This window comes from Methylosinus sp. LW4 (genome assembly GCF_000379125.1).
Taxonomy (GTDB): Bacteria; Pseudomonadota; Alphaproteobacteria; order Rhizobiales; family Beijerinckiaceae; genus Methylosinus.
Map to the genome: position 1 here is coordinate 3,196,027 of NZ_KB900626.1, position 24,977 is coordinate 3,221,003.

General features: G+C 68.2%; 17 protein-coding genes and 1 tRNA gene. 8 read left to right on the forward strand and 10 right to left on the reverse strand.

The features are described 5' to 3' along the window. Positions 1-7: 7 nt before the first annotated feature. Together METLW4_RS0115960 and METLW4_RS0115965 are read right to left on the reverse strand one after the other, a co-directional pair. Positions 8-352: a glyoxalase/bleomycin resistance/dioxygenase family protein gene (locus METLW4_RS0115960; RefSeq protein WP_018267234.1), complete on the reverse strand. Its 345-nt coding sequence runs from the start codon at positions 350-352 to the stop codon at positions 8-10. After that, positions 333-530, reverse strand: a complete 198-nt coding sequence (locus METLW4_RS0115965) for a ribbon-helix-helix protein, CopG family (protein WP_018267235.1) — start codon at positions 528-530, stop codon at positions 333-335. Before METLW4_RS0115965 ends, METLW4_RS0115960 begins: the two co-directional genes overlap by 20 nt. A gap of 139 nt (positions 531-669) precedes the next feature. Between METLW4_RS0115965 and METLW4_RS0115970 the strand changes: the two genes are divergently transcribed. The 4 genes from METLW4_RS0115970 (at position 670) to METLW4_RS0115985 (ending at position 5,321) form a co-directional block, all read left to right on the forward strand. Continuing rightward, positions 670-1,620 (forward strand): 50S ribosomal protein L11 methyltransferase, encoded by a 951-nt coding sequence (locus METLW4_RS0115970; RefSeq protein WP_018267236.1) that lies wholly within the window; start codon positions 670-672, stop codon positions 1,618-1,620. A 296-nt stretch (positions 1,621-1,916) separates the two neighbouring features. After that, positions 1,917-2,411, forward strand: coding sequence for a GNAT family N-acetyltransferase (locus tag METLW4_RS0115975; RefSeq protein ID WP_043332884.1), 495 nt, complete (start codon positions 1,917-1,919; stop codon positions 2,409-2,411). 106 nt (positions 2,412-2,517) lie between these two features. Further along, complete coding sequence (locus tag METLW4_RS0115980; RefSeq protein WP_018267238.1) at positions 2,518-4,332, forward strand: aminopeptidase P family protein; 1,815 nt, start codon at positions 2,518-2,520, stop codon at positions 4,330-4,332. Between the two features lie 197 nt (positions 4,333-4,529). Then, positions 4,530-5,321 (forward strand): NAD kinase, encoded by a 792-nt coding sequence (locus METLW4_RS0115985; RefSeq protein ID WP_018267239.1) that lies wholly within the window; start codon positions 4,530-4,532, stop codon positions 5,319-5,321. A gap of 39 nt (positions 5,322-5,360) precedes the next feature. On the opposite strand, the gene METLW4_RS0115990 is transcribed toward METLW4_RS0115985, so the two are convergent. Further along, on the reverse strand, positions 5,361-6,557 hold the full coding sequence (locus tag METLW4_RS0115990; RefSeq protein ID WP_018267240.1) for a DUF2336 domain-containing protein: 1,197 nt from the start codon (positions 6,555-6,557) through the stop codon (positions 5,361-5,363). A 212-nt stretch (positions 6,558-6,769) separates the two neighbouring features. Here METLW4_RS0115990 and METLW4_RS25095 point away from each other — a divergent pair, with 212 nt between their 5' ends. The 3 genes from METLW4_RS25095 to METLW4_RS0116005 all read left to right on the forward strand — a co-directional run bounded on the left by METLW4_RS25095 (position 6,770) and on the right by METLW4_RS0116005 (position 11,206). Then, positions 6,770-7,480: an aldolase/citrate lyase family protein gene (locus METLW4_RS25095; protein WP_018267241.1), complete on the forward strand. Its 711-nt coding sequence runs from the start codon at positions 6,770-6,772 to the stop codon at positions 7,478-7,480. 240 nt (positions 7,481-7,720) lie between these two features. Next, positions 7,721-10,186, forward strand: coding sequence for a YfhO family protein (locus METLW4_RS0116000; RefSeq protein WP_018267242.1), 2,466 nt, complete (start codon positions 7,721-7,723; stop codon positions 10,184-10,186). A 69-nt stretch (positions 10,187-10,255) separates the two neighbouring features. Next, entirely contained in the window at positions 10,256-11,206 is a 951-nt protein-coding gene (locus METLW4_RS0116005) for a hypothetical protein (RefSeq protein ID WP_018267243.1), read from the forward strand. Positions 11,207-11,277: 71 nt separating this feature from the next. On the opposite strand, the gene METLW4_RS0116010 is transcribed toward METLW4_RS0116005, so the two are convergent. Together METLW4_RS0116010 and METLW4_RS0116015 are read right to left on the reverse strand one after the other, a co-directional pair. Further along, on the reverse strand, positions 11,278-12,297 hold the full coding sequence (locus tag METLW4_RS0116010; RefSeq protein WP_018267244.1) for a TorF family putative porin: 1,020 nt from the start codon (positions 12,295-12,297) through the stop codon (positions 11,278-11,280). Between the two features lie 327 nt (positions 12,298-12,624). Then, on the reverse strand, positions 12,625-20,421 hold the full coding sequence (locus tag METLW4_RS0116015; RefSeq protein WP_018267245.1) for a hypothetical protein: 7,797 nt from the start codon (positions 20,419-20,421) through the stop codon (positions 12,625-12,627). Positions 20,422-20,795: 374 nt separating this feature from the next. Here METLW4_RS0116015 and METLW4_RS0116020 point away from each other — a divergent pair, with 374 nt between their 5' ends. Further along, on the forward strand, positions 20,796-21,137 hold the full coding sequence (locus tag METLW4_RS0116020) for an Hpt domain-containing protein (RefSeq protein ID WP_018267246.1): 342 nt from the start codon (positions 20,796-20,798) through the stop codon (positions 21,135-21,137). A gap of 4 nt (positions 21,138-21,141) precedes the next feature. Here METLW4_RS0116020 and METLW4_RS0116025 read toward each other — a convergent pair whose 3' ends face one another. The 5 genes from METLW4_RS0116025 to METLW4_RS0116045 form a co-directional block, all read right to left on the reverse strand. Then, on the reverse strand, positions 21,142-21,369 hold the full coding sequence (locus METLW4_RS0116025) for a hypothetical protein (RefSeq protein ID WP_018267247.1): 228 nt from the start codon (positions 21,367-21,369) through the stop codon (positions 21,142-21,144). Between the two features lie 111 nt (positions 21,370-21,480). After that, complete coding sequence (locus METLW4_RS0116030) at positions 21,481-22,545, reverse strand: SGNH/GDSL hydrolase family protein (protein WP_157235178.1); 1,065 nt, start codon at positions 22,543-22,545, stop codon at positions 21,481-21,483. 33 nt (positions 22,546-22,578) lie between these two features. Next, positions 22,579-23,406 (reverse strand): class I SAM-dependent methyltransferase, encoded by an 828-nt coding sequence (locus METLW4_RS0116035; protein ID WP_018267249.1) that lies wholly within the window; start codon positions 23,404-23,406, stop codon positions 22,579-22,581. Between the two features lie 239 nt (positions 23,407-23,645). Further along, positions 23,646-23,730: transfer RNA gene (locus METLW4_RS0116040), tRNA-Leu, on the reverse strand. An 80-nt stretch (positions 23,731-23,810) separates the two neighbouring features. Further along, the gene (locus tag METLW4_RS0116045; RefSeq protein ID WP_026191556.1) at positions 23,811-24,914 is read right to left on the reverse strand and encodes a choloylglycine hydrolase family protein; all 1,104 of its coding nucleotides are present in this window, start codon (positions 24,912-24,914) and stop codon (positions 23,811-23,813) included. Positions 24,915-24,977 lie beyond the last annotated feature (63 nt).

The following is a 24,977-nucleotide window of genomic DNA, read 5'->3' on the forward strand; positions in this document are numbered from 1 at the left end:
CGGGGCGTCAGCGTCCGGCTGGCGCCTGCAGGCTCCATATCCGCCCGTCGGGATCGCGGATGGTCATTTCCCGCGTTCCCCAATGCGTATCCGCGAAGGGCGAGACGATGTCGATCGACGGGTCGAGGCGAAACGCCTCCTCGTCGGCGACATTCAAGACCAGGCGTGTCTGCGGCGTCTCGCTCTCGGGAATTTCGGCGATGAAGAGATAAGGGCCGGCGCCGTTGCGGAGCTGGCCGGAGTTGTGATCCGTCTCGAACTCCAGAGCGTAGCCGAGAGACTGGAAGAATTTCGCCGCTTTGCCCCAATTGTGGGTGGTCAGGAAAATGGCTTCAACGCCCTTTGTCGTCATCTCGGCTCTCCTCCTTTGGTGAGTGGGCGGCTTGCTCGCGCGCGTCGAGATAGGCGCGCAGCGCGGCGGCGACCAAGGCCGAGAGGGATTGCTCCGTCTCTATGGCGTGGTGCTTGACCCGCCGGATCAGCCCCAGCGGCAAATACACGTTGAACTGCTTGACCTCGTCATCCGCCATGATTGCTAGTATACTAGTATTCTAGCGCATGTCGAGCCCTGATCGCAGCGCTGACCGACTTCGCGGACCTTGGCGGCCCTTGGCCGACCTTGCGGACGGAGCCGGATGACGGCGCGGCGTGGGCGTGCTAAGCGCGCACATGCTCGAAGGACTTCCCCCCAATGGCGCCAGCCACGGCCTGCGCCTCGTCTGCGACCAGAAAACTGCGCGCGCCATCGCCGATCTCGTGGTCGAGACTTTCGACCCGGCCGAGACCGCGGCCACGGCTTTCGAGGAGCCGGATGAAAAAAGCTGGGCCGTCGAGGTCTATTTCGGCGATCCGCCCGACGAAGCGCAGATCCGCGCGCTGATCGAGGCCGCCGCCGGCGCGGAGGCCGCCGCGGCCGCGCAATTTTTCGAGATTTCGCAGAAGGATTGGGTGGGCGCCTCGCTCGAAGGGCTGCGGCCCGTGCGCGCCGGACGCTTCCTGGTCCATGGCTCGCATGATCGCGGCCGCGTCGGCGCGAGCGACATCGGCATAGAGATAGAGGCGGCGCTCGCCTTCGGCACCGGCCACCACGGCACCACGCTCGGCTGCCTGCTGACTCTCGCGGAAATCTGCAAGCAGCGGCGCCCGCAGAATGTGCTGGATGTGGGGACCGGCACCGGCGTGCTCGCCATCGCCGCCGCACGCCTGCTGCGACAGCCCATCGCCTGCGGCGATATCGATCCCGTGGCGGTGGAAACGGCGGGCGTCAACGCGCGCTTCAACGGCGTCGGCGATCTGGTGCGGCCGGTCGTCGCCGTGGGCGTGCGCCATCCGGCGCTGGCGCCGGACCGTTATGACCTGATCTTCGCCAATATTCTCGCCAAGCCGCTGCGTCTGCTCGCGCCCAAGATTGCCGCCGTCGCCGCGCCGGGCGCCGAGCTCGTGCTCTCCGGCCTGCTGGCGCGCGATGTGCCGGGCGTGCTCTCCGCCTATCGCGCGCAGGGTTTTTCGCTGGCGAAGCGCCGCGACATAGACGGCTGGGCGACCCTGCTGCTGCGCAGCGGCGGCGCCGCGCCCCGGCCCGATTGGCGCCTGCCCGACGACGAAGACGACGAGGACTGAAGGACCTTCGGCGCGTGATCGCCGGAGAAGGCGTTTTCACCTCCCCCTCGAGGGGGGAGGTCGAGCGCGAATGCGCTCGGGAGGGGGTGACGCCCCGAGTCTTTGCCGTTGAACCCCACCCCGTCCGGCTATCGCCGGCCGACCCTCCCCCTAAAGGGGAGGGTGGATACATCCGATTGCCCTAAAGACACGCGTGACGCCGTGTCTGCCCCCTGGCGCGATTGCTGCGCTTCGATTCGCAAATCGGCGCGCGCCTTGCTACGCGAAACGCGACGAAAGAGGATGCGACCGCGACCATGGCGCTGACGATCCGACGGCTCACGACCGCCGACGCCGCCGAGTTCCATGCTCTGCGGCAGGAGGGGTTTCGCCTGCACGAGCGCGAGTTTCGCTTCGCGCCGGAGGATGAGGCGCATCTCACGCTCGAGAATGTCGCGGCGCGGCTGGCGCATGATTTCGTCGTCGGCGCTTTCGAGGGAGAGACGCTGCAAGGCGTCGCCGGTCTCGCGGGCTTCGTCGGCGCCAAGACGAAGCACAAGGCGCTGCTCTGGGGCATGTATCTGCGCGAGCGCCACAGAGGCGCCGGCGGCGCCGACGCGCTGATGGCCGCGCTGCTGGAACATGCGCGCGCGACATATGAGATCGTCACGCTGACCGTGATGCGCGACAATGCGAGAGCGCTGCGTTTCTACGAGCGTTGGGGATTTACGATCTATGGCGTCGAGCCGGCGTCCGTGAAGACGGCGCAAGGCGCCTATCTCGATGAAGCGCTGATGGCGTTGCGGCTCTAGCGCTATTTGAATTGCATGTTCCTCTCCGAAAACCGCTTTGCACTTTTCGGGAACATGCAGTCGCCGCGATATTGCCGCAGAGCGGGGAAGGGCATAGGTTCGAGACATGTTCGAGAGCAGATTCCAGAGCTTTGCCGACGACGCCTGCGGGCAGGACAGCGCGGAGCGCCTCGCGGCCCTGCGCGCCGAGCTCGCGCGGCTCGAGATCGACGGCTTCATCGCCCCGCGCGCCGATGAGCACCAGAACGAATATGTGCCCAAATCGGCGGAGCGCCTCGCCTGGCTCACCGGCTTCACGGGCTCGGCCGGCGTCGTCGTCGTGCTCGCCGACAAAGCCGCGCTGTTCGTCGACGGACGCTACACGCTGCAGGCGCCCGAGCAGGTGGACACGAAACGCGTCGCCGTTCTCGACATCGCCAAGACGGCGCCCTCGCGCTGGCTCGCCGAGACGGCGAAGAAGGGCGCGCGCATCGGCTATGATCCTTGGGTGCATACGCCCGCGCAGATCGAGCGTTACGCCAAGGCGCTGGAGAGCAAGGGCGTCACGCTGGTTCCGCTCGAGCGCAATCCGATCGACGCTGTTTGGAGCGATCGGCCACAGCCGCCGCAAGGCGCCATAACACTCTATCCGCCGCGCCTCGCCGGCGTCGCCGCCAAGACGAAAATCGCGCGCGTGCGCAAAGCGCTCGGCGAGGCGGATGCGCTGCTCGTCTCCGATCCGCATGCGCTCGCCTGGCTGTTCAATCTGCGCGGCGCCGATGTCGCCTATACGCCGATCGCGCTGGCTTTCGCCGTCCTTCCCAAGGAAGGCAAGCCGCTGCTCTATGTCGATCCCGCCAAGCTCTCGGCCAAGACGAGAACCAGCCTCGAAGGACTCGTCGATATCTATGAGGCGGCGGAGATCGTCGAGGATCTCGCCGACGCCGGCGCGCGCGGCTTGACGATCTTGTTCGACGCCACCACCGCGCCGGCGAAGCTCGTCGAGCTCTTCCGCGCCAAGGGCGGCGAGCCCAAGCTCGGCGACGATCCGATCGCGCTGCTGAAGGCGATCAAGAACGACATAGAGCTCGAAGGCGCGCGCGCCGCGCATTTGCGCGACGGCGTGGCGCTGACGCGCTTTCTCGCCTGGTTCGCGGAGACGGCGCCCAAAGGCAAGCTCACGGAAATCTCCGCCGCTCAAGCGCTCGAGACCTTCCGCCGCGAGAGCGGCGAGCTGCGCGATCTCTCCTTCCCCACCATCTCCGCCTTCGGCCCGCACGCCGCCATTCCGCATTATCGCGTGACCGAGGCGAGCGATCTGCGCATCTCGCGCGGCTGCTATCTCGTCGATTCCGGCGCGCAATATCTGGACGGCACCACGGATGTGACGCGCACCATCGGCGTCGGCCGACCGTCCAAGCAATTGCGCGAGCATTTCACCCGCGTGCTGCAGGGCCATATCGGCGTCGCCCGCGCGGTGTTTCCCGCGGGCGTCAGCGGCGCGCAGCTCGACGCTTTCGCGCGCCGCAGCCTGTGGGAGGCGGGGCTCGATTTCGACCATGGCACAGGCCATGGCGTCGGCGCCTATCTCTCCGTCCACGAGGGGCCGCAGCGTATCTCCAAGCTCGGGACGACGCCCTTGCAGCCGGGCATGATCCTCTCCGACGAGCCGGGATATTATCGCGCCGGCGAATATGGCATTCGCCTCGAGAATCTGATCGTCGTCGAGACGCGAGAGATCGAAGGCGCCGAGCGCGAGATGCTCGGCTTCGAGACGCTCACCCTCGCGCCTTTCGATCTCGCCCTCGTCGATCCGAAGCTCTTGAGCGTCGAGGAGACGCGCTGGCTCAACGCCTATCACGCGCGCGTGCGCGCAGAATTGTCGCCGCATCTCGACGCCAAGACGCGCAAATGGCTGACGCAGGCGACGCGCAAGCTCTGACGCGAGGGGCGCGCTGCGCGCTCACCCTCCCCTTAAGGGGGAGGGTCGGCCGGCGATAGCCGGACGGGAGGTTCACCGGCAAAGACTCGCGCTCGCCTGCGGCGCGGCGTCGCCTCCCGTTTCCTTCCGACTTCGCCGGGTGTATGGAGTTCGGCCTTCGCCGCCGCCAGCGCGGCCCCGCCGAGCCAGGTCCACCCATGTCCGAGTCCGGCGAAACGCCGAACAATCACAAGCATCTCGCCTTTCTCTCCTCCGGCACGCCGGAGGCCGATGAGGCGCGGGCGCGGCTCGTCGCCAAATATGGCGAGGTTCCGCCGGAGGAGGCCGATTGCATCGTCGCGCTCGGCGGCGACGGCTTGATGCTGCGCACGCTGCATCGCTTCATGGGCGCCGGCAAGCCGATCTACGGAATGAACCGCGGCTCCGTCGGCTTTCTGATGAATGAATATCGCGAGAGCGGGCTGCGCAAGCGCATCGCCGAATCCAAGCCCTCCATCATCCATCCGCTGCTGATGCGCGCCACCAACACGCATGGCGACGAATTCGCCGCCCATGCGATCAACGAGGTCTCGCTGCTGCGCCAGAGCTCGCAGATCGCCAAGCTGCGCATATTGGTGAATGGCAAGGAGCGCCTGCCCGAGCTCATCACCGACGGCGTGCTGGTGGCGACGCCGGCCGGCTCCACCGCCTACAACCTTTCCGCCAACGGTCCCATATTGCCGCTGGACGCGCCTTTGATGGCGCTGACGCCGATCTCCGCCTTTCGCCCGCGGCGCTGGCGCGGCGCGCTGCTGCCGGACGCCGCCAAGGTGCGGCTCGAGGTGCTGGAGGCGGAGAAGCGCCCGGTCTCCGTCGTCGCCGATCACGACGAGTTCCGCGACGCGCTGCAGGTCGACATAGAGATGGATCACGGCGCCGATCTCATCCTCCTGCACGACGCCGGCCATTCTCTGGAAGAGCGAATATTGCGCGAGCAGTTCGGCTATTGAGACGCGGCGGCGGATTTTAGAAAAAGCCTCGCCCCGCCCTCACGCCGCGACGAGCAGCTGCGCCTCCAGCGCCGCCATATCGACGAGCGGCGGCGTCGTCAGAGCGGCGGCCGCCTCGCGCGCGTCCTCGCGCAGCGCCTCGGCCTCGAAACGGCGCAGCAGCGCCATCAGCCGATCCAGCTCGCCGGAATTGACGTGATCGCAAGATGTCAGCACGCGCTGCACCATCGCCAGCGACAGACGCGCGCCCGACGGAGCGCCCGCGTAACCGAAGGCGCGCTGCGCCTCCAGCGCGGCGCGATAGGCCGGCAGGAGATTGGCCGGCATTCCCGCGCGCGCATAGAGCGCCGCAAAGCCCGCGCCGTCGTAATCGCGCGTCAGTCCGGCGACCTTCTCCTCGTCCACGCCGGACAATTCGGCGAGCGTCGCCTCGAACAGCGCGCGATTGCCGGAGAGCAGCGCGCGCAGAGCGAGGCTCGGCGTCAGCCGCGCCTTGCGGCGCAAATGGCCGACCAGCATGCGCACGCCCCTGCGGCCCTCGCCATCGCCCGCCGTGGCGGCGATGACGACATTGGCCTTGTCGCGCGCCTCCTGCATGATGCGGCGGGTGCGCTCGGGCGACAGCCAATCGCGATCGAGCACGAAGGAGGCGAGGCTCTCCGCCGTCGCCTCGACGAGATCGACGCGCACCGCCGGCGGCAGGAACGGCCGGCCGAGCAGCGCCTCGCGCAGCTGCGCGTCATCGCCGAAACGCTCGATCATGCGGCGCATGGCGAAGGCGGGCAGCTCGGCGCCGGGATTGACCGCGAGCGAGATCAACGCCTCGCAAGCGCCGATCTCGGCGATGGCCGAGGCGAGGCCGGTGGGCACATGGGCGCGCAGCGCAATGGCGCTCTGCGAGAAGACGTCGCCGATCGCGGCGCAATCGATGAGCTCGCTCTCCGTCAGCAGCGGCGAGCGCGACAGCACCATGGCGGCGATGTCCGATTGATCATTGGCGAGCGCCGAAATGATGGAATGCGGGGCGTTGGGCGCGCTGGCGAAGGCCTTGGCCAGCGCCCGGCGCACCAGCGGCGAGGGATCGTCCAGCAGAGCGGCGAGCGCCGTCTCCGCCTCGCGCTTCATCGCGGCGTCGAGATCGCTCACCAGATAGGCGCGCGCCAGGGCGGCGGCGCCTTCCACTCGGAGGGCCGTCGGCGCGGTCTGCGCCCATTGCAGAAAATTTCTCACGATCATCGGCGCTCTGGGCTCCGCCCTAGAGTCTTTTCATGTTTCCATGGAAAGACCCTCTGCTTTTGTTTTGACGCGCTTCCCATGCCGAGCCGGCGTCCACTTCGGCTGGAAACGCGCTAGGTGCTCGACCGGACTTGACGCGATCCTGGGTAGAATCACGACTTATGGTAAATGCCCGCTTAAGATCACGGCGGCGGATGACGGAAGCAGCGAAGATGCGATCATTTCTTCTCGTCCCGGCGCGCGAGGAGGCCTTTTCCGCCGCGCTCGCCAGCGGCGCGGATGCTCTGGCGCTCGATCTCGGCGATCCCGCCGACCCTGCCCGTGAGTCGATCCGGCGGCGGGCCGCCGCGTTCGTCGCGCATCCGCGCCCGCCGGGGCTGCGCCTCTATGCGCTGACCGCGCCGCTCGGCCCCGCAATAGACGCCGATCTCGCGGCCCTCGTCGCGGCGGGCGTGGACGGCGTTTTTCTGCCGCAGGCCTGCGGCGGGGCGAGCGTGCAGCATATTTCCGCCAAGCTCGCCGTGGCGGAGGCCGAAAGCGGCCGCGCCGACGGAGCCACGCGCGTCATCGCTTTGGCGACGCAAACGCCCGCTTCCATATTCGCGCTTTCGACCTATGGCGGCGCCTCCCCCCGCCTCGAGGCGCTGGCCTATGACGCCGAGCCCCTGCGCCGCGCGCTGGGCGCCGCGCCGGACGGCGGAGCGGCGCCCCTGGCCACCGCCAGATCCCTGCTGCTGCTCGGCGCCGCGGCGGCCGGCGTCGCGGCGATCGACGCGCCTTTCGCCGATCTCGCCGATGCGGCCGGCCTCGCCGCCGAATGCCGCGCCGCCCGGCGGGACGGGTTCGCCGGCAAGCTGGCGCTGGACCCCACACAAATCCCACCGATAAACCAGACTTTCGCTGAGGACGCGCCTGCGCTATAGAAGGCGGCGCCCGAACGTTCATCATGAGTTCATGAAGGTGAAATCAATCTGAGCCAATTCGGAAAGGGTGGGAGCCGGCTTTTCAGCAAATCCTGCTTTTTTCATCAGAGCCCGGGCATTCTCCGTCGCCGTGGCGACGCGCGCCTGCCCGGACGTTCCCGCGTGAGGCGAGCCGCCATCGCGCGACGCCGCCCGTCGGCGCCGCCAGAGCGGTCACGATAAGTCGAGACAGGTTCGAAAATGTCGATCAGCGACCGCCCGCTCGGCGCATTGACCGCCGAGGATGCCCCGCTCGCGCTCATCGAGACGCGTCGGGCGCTCGCCGGACCCGATTCCGCCCATGTCCATCTCTGGACGCATCGCGACGCCTTGCTCGCCTTTGCGGCCATCGCGCTCTTCATGGCGCTGGCCGCCGGCCTCTGGGCGGCGAGCGGCGCGGTGGTGCCCTGGGACTCGAAGAACCATTTCTATCCCATGTTCCGCTTTCTCGGCGAGGCGCTGCGCCGGGGCGACGTGCCGCTCTGGAATCCCTATCATTTCGCTGGGCATCCCGCCGTCGCCGATCCGCAATCGCTGATCTTCGCGCCGACCTTCTTCCTCCTGGCGCTGCTGCGTCCCGCCGCGACGATGCAGGAGTTCGATCTCTTCGTGCTGGCGCATCTGCTGATGGGCGGCGCCGGAATATTGGCGCTCTGCGCGCGGCGCGGCTTCATCCCCTCCGCCTCGGCGCTGGCCGGAATGATCTTCATGCTGGGCGGGGTCGCCGCCTCGCGGCTCCAGCATACGGGGATGATCATCTCCTACAGCTTCTTCCCGCTCGCGCTGCTGATGCTGGAAGTCATGCTGGAGCGCCCGCGCCTGCTCAATGGCGTCGGCTTCGGGATTCTCGCGGCCCTGATGGCGCTGGGGCGCGATCAGGTCGCCTATCTCTTCTGCCTGGTGCTGATCGCCCGCCTGCTCTACGCCGCCGCGGTCTCGCGCCGGCCGCTGGACTATCTGCTCGGCCGCTGGCCGGCGCTGCTGGCCGCCGGCGCGACGGGCGCCGCCATTCTCGCCGTCCCCGTGCTGCTGACGCTGCAATTTCTGGCGGCCTCCAACCGGCCGGGCATCGCCTTCGGCGTCGCGGCCGCGGGCTCGCTGGCGCCCGTCAATCTCGCCACTCTGCTCGCGCCCGACATCTTCGGCTCGCTGGACAAGAGCTATGATTATTGGGGTCCGGGCTATGACACCATGGCCGCGCCGGACTGGACCGATCGCGCGATCGACTATCTCTTCATCGGCGCCGCCCCGGTCGTTCTCGGATTTTGGCACGGGCTCGCGGGCGGGCGCATCTTCGCCAAGGAGATGCGCTTTTTCCATTATATGCTCGCCGCCGCGCTGATCTACACGCTCGGCCGCTGGACGCCCGTCTTCTCCGCCGTCTATGATTTCTTCCCCGGCGTGTCGCTGTATCGCCGGCCGGCGGACGCGGCCTTTCTGCTCAACGCCGGCTTCGCGCTCAGCGCCGCCTATCTTCTGCATCGCTATGTCGCCCATGGCGCGCCGCGGCCCTTTCAGAAAATGCCGCCCGCTCTCGCCCATGGGCTTTCCGCCGCGGCGGTGGGCGTCACGCTCGCGCTGATCCTCGGCGGGCTGGCCTTCTCCTTCTCCCATGGCCATGGCCTCGAATCTCTGGGCGCCGTGGCGGCGTCGCTGGGCGCGGCCAGCGCCGTGGCGGCGGCTCTGCGGCTCGGCGACAAATTCGACAAGCGCGGCCTCGTCGCCATTCTTCTCGTCGCCGCCACCGGGGGCGAGCTGCTGTGGCGCAACGCCGCCGATCCGCTGAACGCCGAGCCGGCGACCCGCTATTCCGTTCTCAACGAGGCCTCGCCCGCCGAGCGCGGCGCCATTGCCGCGCTGCGCAAGGATATTTCCGAGCGCGCCGCCAAGGGCGAGCGCCCGCGCGTGGAAATTCTCGGCCTGCCGGGCGGCTGGCAGAACGCCTCGATGATTCTCGGCCTCGAGGACACGCTCGGCTATAATCCGCTGCGCATCGCCGATTATGAGCGCGCCGTGGGGCCGGGCGACAACGCCGTCGATCCCAATCTGCGGCATTATCCCGGCACGTTCCGCGGCTATAGATGCAAGCTGGCGCGGCTGCTCGGCCTCGATTATCTGGTGCTCGGCCGCCCGCTGGCGCGCATGCCGCGCCATATGCCGCGCCCCAACGCGCTGCCGATCTTCGTCTCCGACCAGATCTATGTCTACAAGCTCGGCCGCGCCGCGCCGCGCGCCTATGTCGCGACCCATGTCGCCGGCGTCGATTCGGACGCCGCCATCGCCGACGACAATATTCCCGATTTCGACGGCGTCCGCGAGGCGCTGGTCGATCAGACCGATCTTCCCAAGCTCGGCCCCGCCCTCGCCGATCCGGCGACGGCCGGCGGGCCGGAGGGAAAAGCGACCATCGTCTCCTATGAGAATGAGCGCATTCTCATCGACGTCGAATCGGACAAGGACGGATTGCTCGTCCTCCACGATCTCTATTACCCGGGCTGGGAGGCGCGCATCGACGGCGCGCCGGCGCCGATCGTGAAGGCGAATATTCTGTTCCGCGGCGTGCCGACGACCAAGGGACGCCATCGGGTCGAATTCCTATTTCGGCCGTTTTCGCTCGCCAATCTCGCCTCCGCCGCCTCCACCCTGATCGCTCATCGAGAGGAGTGACAGGGCGGACGGCGGGCCTCACAATAGGCCGTCGAATCCGGGCGTCCCGCCCTCTCCAATTTGCGGCGCATGAAGCTTCTCATCCTCCACACATCGCGGCTGCTGCTCGCCTCGACCCTGCTGGCGGCGGGCGCCGGCGACGCCGCCGCCCAGACCGCCGCCCCGCCCGCCCAGCAGAAGGGCCGCTCGGCCAAGCCGGCCGCGCCGGCGGAGGAGGAGAGGCCCGTCGTCGGCGCGACATTGCGGCTCTCCGCCGCTCTGACGCAGAGCGATTCCGCCGCGCTGCATAGCGGTCTGGTCTGGCGGATTTTCGATGACGCCACGCAGCCGGACGGCTCCCGCAAGCTGGTCGCGGAATCGCGCGAGGCGAGCTTTTCAGCGCAATTGCCGGACGGCGCCTATATCGTCCATGTCGCCTTCGGCCTCGCCGGGGCGACGCGCCGCGTCGTCATGGAGGGGCGCAATGTCAGCGAGAGGCTGACGCTCAACGCCGGCGGGCTGAAGCTCATCGACACTCTGGGCGACAATCAGCTGCCGGCGCAGCGGCTCGCCATCTCCATCTATGTGCCGGAAAAAGGGAATTCCGAGGCCAAGCTGGTGCTCGCCAACGCCCGCTCCAGCGAGGTTCTGTGCCTGCCGGAAGGCGCCTATCACATCGTCTCGACGCTTTTGGATGTGAGCCAGGGGTCGCAGGGCGACAACAATACGACCAATTCCGTCGTCACCGCCGATTTGCGCGTCCCCGCCGGCAAGGTCACGGAGGCGACGCTGCGCCATCGCGCCGCGACTATGACATTGAAGCTGGTGAAGGCGCCGGGCGGCGAGGCGCTGGCCAACACCTCCTTCTCCGTGCTGACGCCCGGCGGCGACGTGATCCGCGAATTGATCGGCGCCTTTCCGTCGCTGGCGCTGGCGGAAGGCGAATATGTCGCCATCGCCCGCCGCGAGGGCAAGACGTTTCAGACGACGTTCAAAGTGACTTCGACGCAGGATCGCGACGTCGAAATCCTCGCGCAATGACGGACAAAAAACGGACCCGCGTCGCCGCGGGTCCGTCTCTCGATGAATGAAGTCGAAAGAGTTCGACGGCCTTACTTGAAGGTCGCCGAGCTGAAGTCGATCGACAGCGAAGCGACGAAGCGCGCGCCGCACCAGCTGGACGAGCTCTGGCCGGTGATGGTGTTCACCGAAGCCACGAAATTGCCTGCCGGGTCCAAGGTGTTCAGGAAGCAGCCCGCGCGGGTCAGATTGGAGTCGTAGTAGCGCAGGTCGAGCGTGACGACGTTCCAATTATAGGAAGCGCCGACGTTCCAGGTGTTGTAGCTGGCGAATTTGAAGCCCTTGGTGCCGAGAATGCCGGTCGCGAGGAAGGCATAGTCGGGATCGATATAGCTGCCGCCATAGGCCGGGCTGGAATTGCCGATGTAGTAATGGCCGAAGGCGCCCGAGAGCGACAGTCCCGAATAATCGGTGTTGGCGAAGGGCGTGACCTTGGCGTTGATCTCGGAATACAGCGCGTGGGCGCTATAGTTGTTCCAGTTCGGATCGTAAGCGACCTGGCCGCCGAGAGTCACATAGTCGTTCACCGTCCAGCTCGGCTTGAAGTAGATCTCGACATAGCTCGGGTCGAAAGCCGTGGTGGGGAGAGCGGTGTAGGAGTTCTTGAAGGTCGTGACCGGGATCGCGCCGCCGATGAACCATTGCTGATGGTTGCTCGGATAGGCGTAGTAGATCGCGCCGAAGTCCAGCGTCAGCGGACCCCAGACGGGGCGGATGCCGGCGGTGATGTCGATCTCGGCGAGCGGGCTCGTGGGCAGCGTCACATTGGTGGCGGCGAGGCCCGTGTAGAACCAGCCGTAGCGCAGCTCCTCATAGACGCTGCCGGCCGGACGATGGGCGCTGTTGGAAATGCCGCGGACGATATAGTCCGACATGAATTTCGCGCCATAGGCGTAATCGAAGCCGGCGTCGAGGACGTCGAAGTTCGGCTCGGGCAGAGCGACGAGCGGCTTGGCCTCCTCGTGCTTCATATCTTTCATTTCTTCGGCGGCATAGGCGGCGGGCGCGAAGAGCGCGAGCACGGCGACGCCGGCAAACAGTGCGGATTTCATAATCTTAGGCTCCCCGATACTGGAATCATCCTCGCCGCGATTGTTGCGACAAAGCTCCTGGGCACTCAAGCGGAACAGGGAAGCAATTGCCTACGTCTCGAGCAAATTTGGGCTTCGGGCGCGTTTTTCGATTCAAGAGTGGCTAAAATGTCACAATGAGGTAAGGAAGACGACAAATTTTGTCGATTTTGAACAGAAAAGGGCGCGACGGCGCCGGCCACGACGCGACCCTGACAAAAACGGACACGGATTACAGGTTGCCAGATACCGGCTACGCAGTGATGGCCGGCCCCAGCGCCTAATTTTAGGGCGCCGGGGCGGGAAGCGTCACTCGAAACGGCCCGCCGCATGGCCGAGCATGGTGTAGACCTTGCCGGCGTCGGAGGTGAGATAGCCGCGCGTCAACGCGCCGTCGCGATCATTGCGGCTGGTGTCGGCGACGAGCCGCTCGAACTCCTGCACATAATGATCGACGGTCGCGTGGAAATCGGGATCGACGCGGTAGCGGCGACGAATTTCCTCGAAGGTCTGATGACCCTGGGCGGTGTAGAGCCTGCGCGTGAACAGGCCCTTCTCGCCGCGCTGGAAGCGATCCCAGAACTCGCCCACCGCCGCGTGATCGACCATGCGGGCGATGTCGAGGGTGAGATTGTCCAGAGCGCCCGCGGCCTTGGCCCGGCCGGCCGCCGTATTGGCGCGCGGCGGCGCGGCGGCGGGAGCCTCGTCGCGGGAGGCGCGCGCCAATAGATCGGTCAGCCAGCCATCCTCGGTCGCCGAGGCGACCGGCCGCGCCGGAGGAGCCGGCTGCGGCGGGGGCGGCGGCTGGATCGCCCGCGCTGCGCGTTGCGGCTCCTCGCGCGGGGCGCGGGGGGCCCAGCTCGGCTCCTGCGCGCGCGGGGCGGGCGGAGCGACCGGCGGCGGAGGGGGCGGCGGTGGAGCCGCCGGGGCGGGCGCGGGCTGCGGCTGGGCCTCGAAGCCGCGACGCGCGGAAGCGGCCGGGGCCGCCGCCGGAACCGGCTCCGCTATGTCATAGGCCCGGCCCGAGCGCGCGACGATGTCGGTCAGCTCGTTGAGCGCCTTCACCTGCTCGCCGACGACCCGGCGCAGCGCGGCGGCCTGCTCGGCCGTCTCGCGCGGCAATTCCTGAGCGCCGCGACGCAGCTCGGCGCGCGTCTGCTCCAGCTCGGTCTGAATCTCCGCCGACATGCCGCGAATCTCGTTCGCGGCGGCGGCGAATTTCTCGGTCGCCCGGCCGAATATCTCGGCCATCTCGTCATTGGCCTGATCATAGGCCGCGCGCAGCGCCGCGGCGGTCTCCTCCCGCTCGCGCGAGGCGGCGTCGCGCACGGCGGAAAAGCGCTCGTCGACCAGCTCCGCCGTGTCCTGCGTCGATTGGGCGATGAAGCCGCCGACATCGCGCGCGCGCTCCTCGACCCGGCGGAAGTTCTCCTCGACGAGGCCGGAGAAATTGGCGACCGTGTCCTCGAAATCCCGGCGCTTGTCCTCGACCAGCAGCACGAGATTTTCCAGCGAGCGGCGGCGCGCGTCGAGCGCCGCGTCCAGCTCGGACTGGCTCTGCGCCAGCCGCTCGGCGCTCTGCGTCAGGCTCTGCTGATGCGTCTCCATCGCGCCGACCACGGAGCCGGCGTCGCGCATCACGCCGCTCGAGACCTCGCCCACCGTCGCGATATGTTGCGCGACCGTCTCGATCGCGCCCTGGAACTCGCGCAGCTTGCCGCCGAGCTCCTTGTCGAGATTGGCGAGATTGCCGCCCGCCGCCGAGATGATGGTCTGCAGCGAGGAATTGGTCTCGCCGAGCCGGTCGAGCACCTCGGGCAGCTCGGCGCGGAGCTTCTCATTGACGTCGAGCAGCGCGCGAACGGAACCCTCGGCGCCGTCGGTGAGCGCTTTCTTCAGCTCCTCCGCCGATTGGTCGATCGCCGCCGCCAGCTCGACGCGCTTCTCGCCGAGATGCTGCACGATGGTGGAGCCGCGGCTCTCGATCGCATGAGCGACCAGCTCGCCGACATTGGCGAGCTCCCGCGTCACCTCTCCGCCGCGATCGCCGAGCGTCGTCTGGATCTGCGTGAGGCGCTGCTCCAGCGTGGTGCTGATCTCGCCGACGCGCTCGGTGAGCGCCTGGCCGAGATCGCCGGTGCGGGCGTGCAGAGTGGTGTCGAGATCGCGCCGCGCCGAGGCGAGCGTCGCGTTGATCTCCTCGATGCGGGCGTTGATGGTCTCGACGACGACGCGGCTGCGCTCGCCGATCTCGCCGGAGACCGCGTCCAGACGGCCGACGACATTGTTCTCGAAGACGCCGATGCGTCCGTCCAGCGTGCCGGCGATCTCCTCCGCGCGGCCGCCGAGCGTGGCGTTGATCTCCTCCGCCTTGGAGGAGAGCGTCTCGGTGAGCTGGGTCGAGCGGGCGAGCAGCACCGCATCGATATCCTTGACCTTCTCGTCCAGCGAGCGAATGACCTCGCGGCCGCCCTCGCCCATGGCGCGCGCCACCTCCACCGCATGGCGGGCGAGCGTGTCCTGAAAGGCCTTGCCGGCCGAATCGAGCCCGGAGTCGACGCGCCCGACCAGCGCGTCTATGCGGTCCGCCGCCTGACGCGTGCGCGCGTTGGAGACGGTCTCGAAGCTCTCGATCTTCGACGACATGACCGCGGCGATCTCCTCGGCGCGGGCGCCGAGCAATTCGACCAGCGCGGTGCCGTCGCCGGAAATCGTCTTGTCTATGGCCGCCAGCCGCTGGCCGACGTCATCCGCCAAGCGCTGCGACTGATCGCCGATACGCGCCGCGATCTCGTCGGCGCGCTCCGCCAGACGATCGGCCAGCGCCCCGCCCTGCTGGACGATGGCCGCGTCCACCGCCGCCAGACGCTCGGCCAAGGCCGCCGCGAGCTGCTGCGAGTGCTCGCCGATCTGCGCCGCGATCTGGCCGCCCTGATGGCGCAGGCGCTCGTCGAAAGCGACCAGCTGCTGCTCCACGCCGCGCGTGACCCCCTCGCCGCTCGCCGCCAGCGCCGCGACCAGCGCGCCGCCGCGATCGACGATCGACGTGTCCACCGCCGAAAGCCCCTCGGCCAGCGCCGAGGCGAGCTGCTGCGAGCGCTCGCCGATCTGCGCGGCGAGCTCGCCGCCCTGATGGCGCAGGCGCTCGTCGAAAGCCGCGAGCTGCTCCTCGACGCCGCGCGCCACGCCGTCGCCGCTCGCCGCCAGAGCCGCGACCAGCGCGCCGCCCTGGTCGATGATCGTCGTATCGACCGCCGCGAGCCGCTCGGCGAGCGCCGCCGCCAGCTGCTCGGAATGCTCGCCGATCTGCGCCGCCATGAGATTGCTGCGATTGCGCAGCGCCTCATCGAAGGCCGCGAGCTGCTCGCCGACGTCGCGGGTGAAGCCCTCGCCATTGGCGGCGATGGCCGCCACCAGAGCGGCGCCCTCGTTGACAATGGCCGAGTCGACCGCGGTCAGACGCTGGGTGAGCTCGGCCGCGAGCTGCTCGGAATGCTCGCCGAGCCTCGCGCCGAGCTCGTCGCCGCGATTGCGCAGCGCCTCGTCGAAAGCCGCGAGCTGATCGCCGATGTCGCGGGTGAAGCCTTCGCCATTGGCGGCGATGGCCGCCACCAGCGCCGCGCCTTCATTGACGATGGTCGAATCGACGGCCGCCAGACGCTCGGAGAGCTCGGCCGAAAGCCGCTGCGAATGCTCGCCGATCTGCGCGCTGAGCTCGCCGCCGCGATTGCGCAGCGCCTCGTCGAAAGCGGCGAGCTGATCGCCGATCTCGCGCGTGAAGCCCTCGCCATTGGCGGCGATGGCGGAAACCAGCGCGGAGCCTTCCTCGACAATGGCCGAGTCGACCGCGGTGAGCCGCTCGGTGAGCTCGGCCGCGAGCTGCTGCGTATGCTCGTCGATCTGCGCCGCGAGACGCGCGGAATGGCCGCGCAATGTCTCGTCGAGAGAGGCGAGTCGCTCGGCGACGTCGCGCGCGAGGCCTTCGCCGCTCGCCGTCAGCGCATTGGCCAGCGCGCCGCCCTGATCGAGCGCCATGGCCTCGAAAGCGGCGATGCGGCCGGCGAGCGCTTCCTCGATGCGCTCGCCCTGCGTGGCGATGGCGAGCGCCGCCTCGCTGGCCGTGACCGCGAAACGCTCCTGCAGCGAGGCGGATTGCTCGGCGAGGGTCGCGGCGACATCGGCGACGCTCGCGGCGAGGCCCGCCTCGAGCGCGGCCCCGCCGACCGTGAAGGCCTGCTCGGCGCGGCTCTGCGTCTCCTCGAGCGTGCGGGAGACTTGCGCGGTCGCCTCCTCCAGCGCGTCCAGCCGGTTGACCAGCACGCCGTCGACCCATTCCGCCTGCTCGGTGACGCGGGCGACGACGTCGCCGCTCTGCCGCACGACCTGCTCCTCGAAAACGGTGAGCCGCTCGGAGAGCACGGAGGCGATGCGATCGGAATGCTCGGTGACGCGCGTCGCCACCTCGTCGCCATGACGCACCACCGTCTCCTCGAAGGCCGCGAGGCCTTGGGAGAGATAGGCGCCGATCTCGTCGCCGCGCTCGACCAGGCGCAGCACGGTCTCGTCTCCACGGCCGGCGATGCGCTCCTCGAAGGAGGCGATCCCTTCGGCGATGGCCTGACCGACGCGCTCGCCCTGCTGCAGGAAGCGCGATGCGGTTTCCTCGCTCTGCTGCACGACCGCCTCGCGGAAGGCCTCGAGCCCGCCGGCGACGGCGGATGTCGCGCGCTCGCTCTGCTCCTCGAGGCTGGACAGCGTCGCCTCATGCTGCTGCGAGAGCCGATCCTCGAAAGCGGCGATGCCTTCCGCCACGGCGAGGCCGAGCGCGTCGCCATGAGCGGTGAGCCGCGCCGCGGCCTCCTCGCTCTGGCCGAGCACGCGCGTCTCGAATTTGGCGAGGCCTTCGGTGACGATGCCGCTGATCGTGTCGCCATGGGCGACGAGGCGCTCCGCCACATCCTCGCCATGGCCGAGTATGCGCGCCTCGAAGGCCGCGAGGCCCTCGGCGACCGCGACCCCGATCGCGTCGCCATGGGAGACCAGACGCTCGGCCGCCTGCTCGCTCTGGCCGAGGACGCGCTCCTCGAAGACGGCGAGGCTGCCGGAAACCGCGGAGCCGATCTGCTCCGCATGGGCGATGAGACGTTCCGTCGCCTCGGCGCTGTGGCCGGTCACGCGCTCCTCGAAGGCCGCGAGGCCTTCCGAGACCGCGGCTCCGATCGCGTCGCCCTGCGCGACGAGACGATCGGCGACCACCTCGCTGTGGCCGAGCACGCGCGCCTCGAAAGCGGCGACGCCCTCCGACACCGAGAGGCCGATGCGCGCGCCTTCCTCGATGAGGCGCTCGGCGGCCGCGGCGCCCTGGCCGGCGACGCGCTCCTCGAAAGCGGCGAGCCCTTCATTGACCGCCGCGCCGACCGCATCGGCGTGCGCCGCGAGACGCGCCGCGACATCCTCGCTCTGGCCGGCGACCCGCTCCTCGAAGGCCGCGAGGCCCTCGGTGACGGCGGCGCCGATCGCGTCGCCATGCGACACGAGACGATTGGCGACATCCTCGCTATGGCCGATGACGCGTTCCTCGAAGGCGGAAAGGCCTTCCGCCACCGCGGACCCGATGGCGTCGCCATGCGCCGAGAGACGCGTCGCGACATCCTCGCTCTGGCCGGCGACGCGCTCTTCGAAAGCGGCGAGGCTGGCGGCCAACGCCGCGCCGATGGCGTCGCCTTGCGTCGAAAGACGCGCGGCCGCATCCTCGCTGCGACCGGCGACGCGCTCCTCGAAAGCCGCGAGGCCTTCCGCCACCGCGGAGCCGATCGCGTCGCCATGGGTGACGAGACGCGTCGCCACTTCCTCGCTGTGGCCGAGAACGCGCTCCTCGAAAGCCGCGAGACCTTCCGCAACGGCGGAGCCGATCGTGTCGCCATGGAGGACGAGACGCGCCGCCACTTCCTCGCTGTGGCCGGTGACGCGCTCCTCGAAAGCCGCGAGGCCAGCGGCGACCGCCGAGCCGATGGTCTCGCCCTGAGCCGAGAGACGCTCCGCCGCCGCCTCGCTGCGGCCCGCGACGCGCTCCTCGAAAGAGGCGAGGCCGGCGGCCACGGCCGAACCGATCTCGTCGCCTTGCATGAGCAGGCGGATCGCCACCTCGTCGCTACGGCCGGCGACGCGCTCCTCGAAAGCCGCCAGCCCTTCAGCCACCGTCTGGCCGAGACGCGCGCCCTCCTCGGCGAGGCGCGCCGTCGCTTCGGCGCTGCGCTGCGCGACGCTCTGCTCGAATTCCGCGACGCCCTGCGTCAGCGCCGCGCCGATGCGCTCGCTCTGCTCGGCGAAGCGCGTGGCGATGTCGCCGCCCTGGACGACGACATTCTCCTCGAAGGAGACGAGGCGATCGGCGAGCGTCTCGGTGACGCGATCGCCATGCGAGGCGATGGCCGCGATGGCCTCGCCGGCCACGGCGGCGAAACGCTCGTGCAGAGCGTCGGCCTGCTCGGTGAAGGCGCTGGCGCTGTCGGCGAGAGTCTGCGCGAAGCGTTCGTTGAGGCCGCCGCCATGCGCCTCCAGCTCGGCGCGGGCGCGCTCGCGCGTTTCCTCGAGCAGCTCGGCGAGGCGGTCGCCGGCGGTGCGGAAGGCGGATTCGGTCGCCGCGACTTTCTCGGCGAGCTGCGTCGCGAGATTTTCAGAGGCCGACAGCAGCGAGCGCTCTATGGCGCCGCCATGCGTCTCGATCGCCTCGTCGACGCGGCCGCTGGTCTCGGCGAGACGATCGACGAAGCTCTCACCGCGCTCGCCCACCGCCTGCACGAGATGGCCGCCGATGGAATCGAGCCGATCGACGACATAGGCGCCGCGCGATTCGAAATCGGACGCCAGCGCGTCGCCGCGCTCCTGAAGCTTGCGATCCGCCTCGGCTATGCCGTCGGAGAAGCGCCGCGAGACCTCCTCCGAGGCCAGAGTGAGGCTGACCGCGATCGTCTCCCCGGCGACGGAGAGACGCTGCACCATATCCTCGCCGCGCGTCGACAGCGTGGAGTTGAAGCCGTCGCCGACGCGCTCCAGCGCCAGACGAATCTCCTCGCCCTTGGAGCCGAGCGCGGCGGTCACGCGGCCGCCGGCCTCGCTCACCGTCTCGGCGAGATGGGAGGAGCTGGTCTGCAGCTCCGCGGAAAGCGACTCGCGCGCGCCGAGCAGCGCCGTGCGGGCGTTGTCGGCGTTGAGGAGGATCGCCTCGCGCTCGCGGGTCAGCTCGTCGATGAGCACGCGAATGCGGCGCTCGTTCTCGGAATAGGAGCGCTCGAGATTGGAGACCTCGGTGCGCACGATGATCTCGAGCTCGCCGGCCCGCGCCAGCGCGCGCTCTATGCCGTCGCCCATGGAGGCGGCCTCGCGGCGAATGGCCTGCGACAGCGTCACCATCTGCTCGGTGGCGATGGTCTCCGGCTCGATCAGCCGTATCGCCACTTCCGCCATGGAATTGGCGACCTGCTTCATCTCATGGGCGCGGCGCGCCATCACGCCGGTCACGAAAATAAAGACGATGGGGGCGAGCAGCGCCAGCAGCGTCAGCACCGGCTTGGGCGCGAGGAAAGAGCCGTTCTCGCGGTCGAGAATCTCGCCTTGGTTGAAATAGACGAAGAGAGTCCACAGCACCGCCCAGGCGGCGATGGACAGGAAAGTGTAGCCGAGAATGGCGGTGTTGGGACGGACCTGCAGCGCGGCGCGCAGCTCGCCGACGGTCTGGCGATCGTCATTGGCGGGCGCGCCGGCGGGGGCGACCGGCGGCTTGGCGGCGGCGCGGCCCGCGAGCGCGGATCCTTCCGCCGGGCGCGACGACTCCCGCGCAGCAGCTTCCCGCGCGGCGTCTCTCGCAGCGTCTCTCGCATCTTGGCGCCGTGAGGAGGGGAGGCTGAAGTTGAAGCCCGGCGCCGTCTTGGCCTGACCCTTGCCCTCGGCCTTATCCGCGGATTTGGCGCCCGCCTCGGCCGGCGCGGCGGTCTCGCCCGCTTCCGTCGCGGCCTCGGCGGTGGGCTCCACGCCCAGATTCAACGCCTCTTCGACCGCCGACAGCGCAGCGATAGCCGCGTCCTGGGGCTTGCCCGATTTCGCCATCGTCACCTCTCCGAGCGGTCATGGTTCCGCGTTATGACGCCGCTCACCCTTTGTCGCCGTTCACATCGAGCAGAAAAGATTAACCAAATATTACCGCCGTCGGCCCGTAAATGAAACGGGGGCCGACCGCCAATCGAAATCGTCGTTAACGCGACTGGGGGAAGATGCTCGGCGCTCCGCCTGAAGCGGAGCAAAAGGGGCGACCTGCAGCCTGGCCGAAAATCCGAAGCAATGCTTACATAAGATTGATTCGTATAAGAATACGACGCCCGATTCGGCCCGGCGAGCGCAATTGCCGAGGCCGCGCACGAGCGCCCGACGCAATCCACAGGAAAAGCGCGCCTTTTCCGCGAATGGCCGATGAGAGGGGTAGAATGACGGATGGCGGAAATCCCGCAGGCGCGCCCGCCGCGATCGATTGGGCGCATCTCGCGCGCCAGACGATGGGCGATGCGGAACTCGAAGCCGAGCTGCTGACGCTTTTCCTCGCCCAGGCCGACGAGTTCGACGGCAAGCTCACGGCGGCGGCCACCGACAAGGCGCGACTCGATCTCGCCCACACGCTCAAGGGCGCGGCGCGCGCCATCGGCGCCTTCGCGCTCGGCGACGCAGCGGAGGACTATGAGTCCGCCCTGGCGGAGCCGGAGCGGCGACGGGCGCTCAGCGCGCGGCTGGCCGAGGCGCAGCTGGCGATCACGTCCCGGCTCGCTCGGTGAGGCATCAGAGCTGGCCGCCATCGATCGATCGCACCTCCGCGGTCGAGGGCGCCCTTATGCTGGCGTTGAGCTTGCGCAGCATGATGAGGCACTGCTCCTTGACCTGCTCGTCGCGGACGGAGTCGGCGACCTTGGCGAGGTGGCAGAAGGCGATGGCGCGCTGAGAGACGATGTCCTCATATTCGGAAGGGTCACTCAGATCGACCGTATGATCGCTCGTCTCGTCGGTCATGATGTAGCGGAACCTCTGGTTTGTCGTATCGGGTTGCCCCGGACACTGCCGCGCAATTGTGGTCGCGGCTTGGCCGAACGCGCAGAGCGCCTTGTTCTAGCGAAAGCTTCGCTATTTCCAGCGAAAGCGCAGCGAGAGCAGGGACAACCAGCGCCGCCAGAAGGACGGGCGCCAGAACATCACGGCGGCGATCTGCAGCTTCTGCTCCGCAAAAGGCGCGCCGGACGCGGCCGGCAGCAGCGTCTTCTCCTGCGGCAGGGCGGCGAGGGCGCTCTCCTCATCCGGCATGGCGATCTCGAGATCGTGGTCGGCCCAAGGGCGCTGGCGCGAATAATGGAGGAGGATGAGATTGGGCACGATCTCGCGCATGCTCGATTGCGCCGTGCGGGCGAAAGCGCGCCCGCCCGCCGATATGCGATAGACGCCGCTCTCATTGGTCGAGCGCAGCAGCAGGCCCGCGAGCCGGCCGCGGCCGGGCCAGCGGCTGGCCCCCGGCCGGGCGATCTCCAGAAAGCTCCCGGAGAAGACCGTCGATGCGATCTCCACTCTGCGGCAGCTTCCCTGCGGCTCGGCCTGCGATGCGGAGACATAATCGAAAATAGGCGCGTGAAGCCGGCTCGCCCGCGGAACCGGAACGGCGCCGCCGGAAATGAGATCGGCCACGACCTTCGCGCATCGCACCGAGGCCTCCTCGGTGAGATGATGCGGATCGACGAAATCCTCCGCGCGCTCCTCGCCGAAGATCGTCGCAGGCGTCACGCAGGGGGCCATGCCATGCGCCGCGGCGATGCGGCGATAGACGCGATCGATGCGCCGCACGAAGGCGGAGAGGCGCCGTCCGCCTGTCGGGCGCGGACGCAGGCACAAGAACAGCAGAGGGACGCCGCGTTCCGCGCAATGCTGCGCGACGCCGGCGAGCGCATCGTGAACCAGCGCGGTGGTGGTGAAGCCGGCGTCCAGCAGAATGACGTCGTTGAGCGCATATTCGAAAACGACGAGATCGGGCGGCGCCTCGCCGCGCCGCTCCGCCTCGATGAGCCGGGCGAGGCCGTAGAGAGAGCCGACCGCGCCGAGAAAACGGTTGGTGATCTCATGCTCCGGCATGAGCCCCTGCAATTGGGCGGCCCAGCCGAAATAGACCCCGGCGTTGGACCCGCCGAGCAGCATCACTCTCATATCGCCTTCCCGCTCCGGCCCCCGGCCCGCGCCTTACGATGACTTCCGCGCGAAGATCGATATGGCCGGGCCGAAGAAATGGTCTGGATCGTCGTGATTGGTCCGAATGTCGTCGAAGCCGAGCGCCCGCAGCGCGGCGAGGAGATCGTCCTTGTCGAGCCAGCGATGATCGTCGCGCATGCCGCCGCAAAAGGCCGGATTGCCCTGCGTCCTCACATAGCTGCGCGGATAGGCGCGCACCGTCACGCCGTGAAAGGAGAGGATTTCCGGCTCCTTCGCCATGACGCTGCGCCGCGGATCGGAGATCGGCATGGCGTCCGAGACGACATGCGTCCAGATGAACACGGAAGAAGCGCGCTGCGCGATCAGCTCCAGCAGCCGCAGCGGATCATGCTGATGATAGAGCACGCCGGAGGCGACGATGAGATCATAGCTCTTCTCGGTCTGCTCCAGCCATTTGACGAAATCGCCCAGCCAGAAGCGCGCCTTCTGCATCCGCAGAATCTCCTTGGCGACGAGACAGCGCATGAAGGCGAGCTGATTGGCCTCCACCGCGTCCACCACCGCGCCGGCGTTCTCCAGCATATAGGTGTGGCCGGCCTCCAGCGGGCCGAGCTCCAGAACCTCGCGGCCCTCCAGCGACCCGAAACATTCGACGGCCCAGAAAATCCGCTGATCGTAATAGGTCGGGACAATGCCGGCCGTCACCCCGAAGGCCTCGGGGAAAGCGGTGCTCCAGCCGGGAATGGCGTCTATGGCGTTCTGATGCGTGGGGAGCGCGTCGACATAGCGGTCGAAGGTCCGCTCCTTGCGCTCGAATAATTTCCGCAAATTGCCCAAACCGAATGCGCGACCCGACATATTTCGTTCCCATGCCCGCTCGAGCGCCCGCCTCTTTCGAAACCGGCGCGACTCTATCTTAGCAGCAGGCGAGAGACAGGAATTATCCGAATCTTTGCCGTCCGCGCGTTTCCACCCTCTTCGGGCGAAGGCGCGCGCGAGGCGATCGGCGATCTTCAGGATGGGGAGGGCCTTGCGAGCCGCCCGAGGCCAGGCCGCTACGAAAGCCGTTCTGTTAGAAGCCTCGACGAAGAGAGGCTTGGTGCGGTCGAGAGGACTCGAACCTCCACTGGTTGCCCAACTAGCACCTCAAGCTAGCGCGTCTACCAATTCCGCCACGACCGCGCCGGGGCGCTGATCGAAACCAAAGCGCCGGCAGGCGGCCCGTCTAACAAAAAGCCTCCCCCATGACAAGGCGCTTCGCCTCAATGTTTTGGAAATTCGACAGGCGCGATCCGGGAGGAGGGCCGCAGAGGGGCCGCCCGCACGCTGCGGCCCTCGAGCTCCGACTTGGTGAGATCTATGCTGCGGAGGGTCTGATTGTCATAGCTCTTCACATAATAGACGCGGCCGGAGAGATCGGCGATCGACGACCATTGCGTGAACTCGAAGCGCGACGTGTCCTGCGGGGCGACGCGCACCAGCCCAAGCGGAATGTCGAAATTATTGAGGATGTGCTCGGCGAGGCGCACCGCGCCGGCGGCGTCCTTCTGCGGCTCGGCGGAGAGGGTCATGCCGACGGCGCGCACGAATCGCGACGGCGGGGTAGGGTCGCCCGGCACGCCGATGAGGCCGGAGCCGGCACCCAGCGGCGCGAAGCTCTCCCCGGCGATCTTCAGCGGCGGCGCGTCCACCGGCGAGAGCTTCACATAATTGCGCAGATTGGTGAGGTGCCAGTCGAAGGAGGGGGCGTTGGTGACGACGCCGAGCGGATTCTCATAGATTTTCAGCCGCCCGCCGATGGGCTCGACGACCAGCGAGGCGCCGCTGGCGTCATGCAGCGTGTAATGAAAGGGCGGGACGATTCCGAGGTTCGGCTGCACGATATCGACGATGGCGATCGTGTCCAGCGCCGCGCGCAGCTCCTCGACGCTGGCGAAATTGCCCAGCGCCCAGGTGAGGAAGTCCCAAGGGGCCAGCGCATGGCCGGCGTCGGCGGTCTTGGGATCGGCGTAGCCGGCGAAGCCCGGAAAATAGAGAATGCCGCCGGCGAGGCCTTTTTCATTCATGCCGTCGACGACCACCGGCAGGCCGAAGGCGTTGAGCCCGGCGATCGCATAGCGGGATTTCCAACCCCAGCCGGGCTTGCCGTCCGGCCCCGTCGCCCGCGCGGCGTGATTGCGCGGAATGACGATCGCCTCCGATTCCAATGGAAAGCCGAACTCCAGCGTGCGGCCATAGACGCGCGCGCCATCGGCGGCCTTCAGCAGAAAGCTCGTGCAGGCCCCGGCCGGCGCGAGCGCGAGGGCCAGAGCGAGCGGCGCGAGCGCGAGCCGCCCCAACGCCCGACGAAAAGACTTCGCAGCCATTTTCCTCTCCGAAATGATTCTTTGCGGGAGAAATAGGCCGGCTGGGCGCGCGGGGACGGGCGC